Genomic DNA, 1,760 nt, shown 5'->3' with positions numbered 1-1,760 from the left:
TTTGTTGTTCATATTAGGTGTTTGATTGTGAACTTGTGGTGTAATTACTTTCTTTGTAGAAAAATTAAACAAGCTAATTTAATTATTTTTAAATGGTTTATTCAAAAAAAAAGCCGTAATCCTTAAAGGTTATGACTTTGTTTGTAATCAAGGTGGGTACATAACCAAGAAAACAAGGGAAATGGATATACAACAAAAAATGGACACTAGGTTAAGATCATGCTGCTAGTTTTTGGTTATTGATTTCTAATTCAAGTTCATTTATAGTTTTGTAATTCAAAGCTGAGTGTCTTCTATTCCTATTGTACCAAGTCTCGATCCACTTAAAAATGGATATTTCAGCATCCGAATAGACATTGTAATTATTTTTGTATACCATTCTACCTTTAAGGATTTAAAGAAGCTTTCAGCCACTGCATTGTCCCAGCAATTTCCCTTTCTTGACATTTTGCTAATTTAAGTTCTAGCAATAATATCTTAACTAACTGTCCAGTCTACTATAGCAATTCCACTTATTTAAAAAATAAAGTGTGAGAAATTAATTTTTTTTTTTAATTTTAGTTGATAAAGTGGAGACTAGAAACCATAAAAAAACGGGGCGAAATCTGAAAAGCCAAATGAGTAAGAATTAATAACAAAGATATGAAAGAACTAAAGTTTAAATCGCTAAAGCCTTTGCTAATGGCTTGTTTAATTGCTATGCTAGCTATTGGGTGTGAATCGCCTCCTGAAAAAACAATTGTTAGTATTAATCCAAATTATGAAATTGCTTCTCCTGAGTATTCTAATCTTGCAGCTAAAGCATTAACAGAACTTACCAATTTTCAATTTGATTCATGGGGAACTATGTTGGCTGAAGATGTAGAGTTTTATTTTCCAGATGGAGACGCAGGTACTAGAACAAAATTAAGCGGAAAATCAAATGTTTTGGATTGGTGGAAAAATTGGAAAGAAACATCTGGAGTGCAATCCATGACGTATACAGATAATGTAGAATTACCTGTTATTGCAAAAGAAACAATGGCATACTCTGGTTTAACTGGAGTGATGGTTATCTCTTATTTTTCTAATGAAATTGTATATCAGGAAGGTACTGTGAAATTGAGAATGAATTTTGCAGCGCATTTCAATAAAGATAATTTAATTGATCGATATTATACATATTACGACCGATCTGGAATTATTGAAATGATGAATAAAAACATTCTTGATTCGGAATAAAATCAATTACTTATAGTTTTTATTTAATAAATATATTAAGGAATTACCCTCAGCCAACATTGGAAATTTGCGAAGTTGGTTGGTAAATGACTTTATATCAATTCAACACATTAGAACTAAACGAGCAAATGGAAGCCGTTAATCAATTAGGTACTTTCTTAGATAACTATATTGGTAATGGTGAAAGGTGCAACTGTTATGCAATAGATAAGTTCTTTGTTGAGGTTGTTTATGATGCTGAACATAATACCATTACAGAAATTAGGAGTTTTAAAACTGGGTATTTGTTGGATAAATATTCCTTAAACTTTGAAGAAGGATTTTAAAGTAACGTAAAGTAACGTACTATAATAGTATAAAATAGAATAGATATTTGAAATAATATTGATTAATCAATCTTTTTTCAAAGTTAGTCTTGTCTAATAACTAAAAAGTAAAACAATACGCGCTCGCGTGAAACCGAACACCCTATAAAGATTAAATAGTAGATTTATATTGATTTAAGTATTGAATTTAAAACAGTAAAAAAAGAAAAAAAC

The 1,760-nt window shown here is 29.6% G+C and carries 2 protein-coding genes and 1 pseudogene; 2 read left to right on the top strand and 1 reads right to left on the bottom strand.

Features of this window, described 5'->3' with window-relative positions; genetic code table 11:
• Positions 1–217: 217 nt before the first annotated feature.
• Positions 218–447 (bottom strand): annotated as a pseudogene (locus Q0352_RS07455) (integrase core domain-containing protein); the annotation flags it as partial.
• 195 nt (positions 448–642) lie between these two features.
• Here Q0352_RS07455 and Q0352_RS07450 point away from each other — a divergent pair.
• Together Q0352_RS07450 and Q0352_RS07445 are read left to right on the top strand one after the other, a co-directional pair.
• Positions 643–1,221, top strand: coding sequence for a hypothetical protein (locus Q0352_RS07450; protein WP_299525981.1), 579 nt, complete (start codon positions 643–645; stop codon positions 1,219–1,221).
• An 86-nt stretch (positions 1,222–1,307) separates the two neighbouring features.
• Positions 1,308–1,547, top strand: coding sequence for a hypothetical protein (locus tag Q0352_RS07445; RefSeq protein WP_299525977.1), 240 nt, complete (start codon positions 1,308–1,310; stop codon positions 1,545–1,547).
• Positions 1,548–1,760 lie beyond the last annotated feature (213 nt).

Source organism: uncultured Lutibacter sp. (genome assembly GCF_937891065.1).
GTDB lineage: Bacteria > Bacteroidota > Bacteroidia > Flavobacteriales > Flavobacteriaceae > Lutibacter.
The sequence above is the reverse complement of the archived record's forward strand: the minus strand, read 5'-3'. Positions and strand labels throughout refer to the sequence as shown.